Here is a 3,663-nt window from a genome sequence, read left to right as displayed (position 1 = left end):
GGTGTCACTGTACCCTAATTAATCAGAATCTTGCTTGAAATTGTCCTGCAAAATCAATTGTGGTTTGTGCTCTCAATTTTCATATTGTACCGCTAATTACCATACTGTACCCTTAATTGCCGTACTGTCGATACTGTGGATAAGTTTCGGCCTATTGGGGCGGGGGATTTGCGTGGTAGATGAGCGTCTTGCGAAACACCGTGCAGCGGTTCTTCGGCCGATCCTGGAGCTTGAGAAGAGAGGTGAGCCGATCAGCGCGGCGATCGGAGATGCCGCTTGGGAACTGGGCTTGGCGAAAAGCCACACTTGGTCGCTTTACCGGCGTCTGAGAGAGAACGATGCACGTGCCACGGCGTTGGAGTTGGACCGTCGCGGGCCGAAACCAGGGTCGAAACGGATTGCCGAAGGCGTCGAAATCATCATCTATGAGAGCCTGCGAAAATACTATCTGAACCGCGAGCGCTCGAGCTTTCTTCGCATCTGGCGCGAGATTCGTGCCGAGTGCGTGGCGAAGGGGTTTCAGCCCCCGACCCGTAGAACGGTCAAAGCCCGTCTAGATGCTATGGATCAGCGAGAGGTCTTCCGGAAACGGCGCGGGGCAGAGGAGGCTGACAAGGTCTTTGCTGCGCGTCCGGGCCGCCTTGAAGTTTCAGCCCCGCTAGAAGTCGTTCAGATTGATCATACAACTTCAGACATCACGTTGGTCGATCACGTCAATCGACGGCCACTTGCGCGCCCCTATCTGACGGTTGCGATTGATGTCGCGACCCGGATCGTTCTCGGGGTCTATGTCACTTTCGACGAGCCATCTATCTTGTCGATCGCCCTATGTCTCGATCACTGCGTGCGCCGGAAATCGGTGCACGTCCCTGGAACAAAGGAAGAGCTGGTTTGGCCGACGGCCGGCATTCCGAAGGCGATCTACGTCGACAATGCGCGGGAGTTCCACAGCGACGCCTTCAGAATGGCCTGCGAAGATTGGGGCATCGCTGTCGAGTATCGTCCGCTTGGCGGCAAACACTACGGCGGCCATGTCGAACGGCTGATCGGAACAACTATGGGGGCCGTTCATGTGCTGCCCGGGACGACGCAATCCTCAATCGTTGAGAAGGGCGACTATGACAGCGAGAAGCATGCGGCCCTGACACTAACCGAGTTCGAGGATTGGCTTCATCTGGAAATCTGCCGATACCACAATACGGTTCACGAAGCTCTCGGACGAACCCCGCTCGCGGCATGGGCGGACATGGGCGGGGATACTGCGGGACGGCAGGTTGTCGATGTCGATGCCTTTAGGACAAGCTTCTTGCCTTTCGAATGTCGCCAGCTTGGGCGCACCGGGATCACGCTCTTTGGGGTCCATTACTGGAGTGATGTCTTTGCCTCGTTGGTCGGACGAGGGCAGGGCAAGGTACAGGTGAAATACGATCCGCGAGACTTATCGCAGGTGTGGGTCATCACCGGTGATGGCCGCGTGATCCCGGCGCGCTACCGGGATCTCAGCCACCCGCGGATATCGCTTTGGGAAAGTCGGCGAGCCCGGAAAGATTGGCAGGAAAAGCATGGTGGCCGGATCAACGAGCGGGTCCTATTCCAATTGATTGACGCGCAACGGCAGCTGGCTGAGGCGGCGCGCCAAAAAACGCGGATTGCCCGGCTAGAGAACGAAAGAGATGCGCGGCTACCCCGGCACCAACCGCGCCGTGATCCGTCGCGCGAAATGTTCGCGATTGATACAGGCAACCCTGATCTGCCTACCTATGAGATTGATGAGTTTAATGACCCCAGAAGAAAGAATTGACCGTATCCGCGGCGACCATTGGGTCGCGTTTGACCGTGCCACCATCGTTCTCAACCGATTGACATCCCTGATGGAAATGCCACAGCAAAGCCGGATGCCAGGGCTGATGGTTTATGGAAGTTCCGGCATAGGAAAGACGATGATCGCCAAGCGGATGGCGAGCAAATATCCAACGCAGTACAACGCTGAACTGGGCATCACGAAAACACCCATCCTGCTGGTTCAGGCCCCGCCGGCCCCGGACGAACGGCGGTTCTATCAGCACATCCTGGCGACGATCGGGGCGCCTATGTGGGGTCGGCATACCGTGTCCGAGCTTGAGGTGCGCGCGCTCAGTCATCTTCGGGACATGGACCTTAGGATGCTGATGATCGACGAAGTGCATAACCTGCTTGCTGGCAGCTACCGTGAGCAACGCCGTTTCCTGAACATGCTCCGGTTCCTCGCCAACGATCTCTGCGCCTCGCTCGTCGTCTTCGGTGTGAACGAAGCTCTGGAAGCGGTTCGAGGAGACGATCAATTGGCCCGACGTTTGGACGAACACTACCTGCCGCTCTGGGAAGACGATGTGGAGTTCTCTCGCCTGATCCAGACGTTGATCGCGGCGATGGCGCTTGAGCAACGCTCAGGCCTTACGGTGGCGTCGCTTCGGACGATCCTGAAAGTGACCGGTGGCGTCACCTCGCGCGTGTTCATCATGATCAAATCCCTGGCTATCGATGCAATCGAGACCGGAGAAGAGCGGATCACGGACGAAGCGGTCCATGCCTGGCAACCGGTTTGGACGAAGCATGCCTGGAACATCCCTCGACAGCCCGCCGCTACATTCGGGTGACCCTCAGACCGCTACCGTTTCGACCGCCACCTATGCTTGATGAGCTTCTGTCGAGCTGGATGGGCCGCGTGGCGAAGGCCAATCATTGTTCGGTTGAAGAGCTTTGTGGCTATCTGGGTTTGGGGCAGGGCAGGGTGCCGGAATGTGCAAGCGACCTGCGAACGGCGAACTGGGCCATGCTATGCAGGGCGGTTCAGCGGTCCCGGGATGAAATCGTCAGCATGGCTCTTCCGGATTCAATGCATCATGACGTGCAATACGTGTCCCGGCATGACTTCCAATATTGCCCGGGGTGTGTTGCGAAATCACCCGATCTGGTGCTTCGCCATTGGCGCTTGGCATGGTCGATGACCTGCGAAATCTGCGGCCTGGCCCTGGCAGCCAAGTATCCAGCCAATGATGTATCAGGCAGACTTCATGCCCGAGCTTTGCGCGGCGCGGAAGTTCTGAAGACGGCTGCCGCCGCGACCGATCTTGCGCGGTTGAACCGGATCAGTCTGACCCTGCAAGTCATATCGGTGCTGAAGATCGGGCGTCTTTGGTCGCTCACCTCCGGGAACAAGCGCGAAAGGCTAATGGCGCTTGCGGCGGTCGGTATCGGCACGACCCGTCCCTTGTTGGGTGCCGCCATCATACTGCGAGGAAACGACCGGGCGGCCCGGGAGTTGAGCCGCGTATTTCCTGAACATCGTGAGATGATCGAGCGGATCCGTGGATTGTCGCAGGACCTCGGTCGACCGCTTCCTAGATTGGTTGAAACAGTGCATCCAATCGGGCATGAAGCACATGGATTGTGCCGCCCAAGAGTGTCGGAGAGCGCTTTGCAGGCCGCTCGTCAGGCCATCTCAGAGCTCGGGGCAGACGCAAATCGTCAAGCGCTTCTGATGCGCGCCGATGCAATCTGGAAGCGCTCAAGTGGGGTCAAGTCATAAGCCACGGAACCTGTGGATATATTGCAATTAAGGGTACAAAAACGCCCCGGAACGCCGTGAATCCGCAAATTCTGATTAATTAGGGTACAGTGACA

General features: G+C 57.7%; 3 protein-coding genes. All 3 read left to right on the top strand.

What is annotated here, in order from left to right; translation table 11 throughout:
- The first annotated feature begins 172 nt into the window (after positions 1 to 172).
- The 3 genes from AC2FFD_RS22175 to AC2FFD_RS22165 are packed head-to-tail and all read left to right on the top strand — an operon-like array spanning position 173 to position 3,568.
- Complete coding sequence (locus tag AC2FFD_RS22175; RefSeq protein WP_480826095.1) at positions 173 to 1,801, top strand: TnsB C-terminal domain-containing protein; 1,629 nt, start codon at positions 173 to 175, stop codon at positions 1,799 to 1,801.
- Positions 1,779 to 2,636 carry a TniB family NTP-binding protein gene (locus AC2FFD_RS22170; protein WP_480826094.1) on the top strand — a complete coding sequence of 286 codons (858 nt, stop codon included), beginning with the start codon at positions 1,779 to 1,781 and terminating at the stop codon, positions 2,634 to 2,636. Before AC2FFD_RS22175 ends, AC2FFD_RS22170 begins: the two co-directional genes overlap by 23 nt.
- A complete protein-coding gene (locus tag AC2FFD_RS22165) occupies positions 2,633 to 3,568 on the top strand; it encodes a TniQ family protein (protein ID WP_480826096.1) in 936 nt (311 codons plus the stop codon). Before AC2FFD_RS22170 ends, AC2FFD_RS22165 begins: the two co-directional genes overlap by 4 nt.
- Positions 3,569 to 3,663 lie beyond the last annotated feature (95 nt).

The sequence above is a fragment of the Ruegeria sp. YTSC002 genome, from assembly GCF_059609845.1.
The sequence above is the reverse complement of the archived record's forward strand: the minus strand, read 5'-3'. Positions and strand labels throughout refer to the sequence as shown.

Excerpts from the sequence above, each read along its gene's own strand:
- AC2FFD_RS22170 (WP_480826094.1), top strand. The coding sequence starts at position 1,779 with ATGACCCCAGAAGAAAGAATTGACCGTATCCGCGGCGACCATTGGGTC.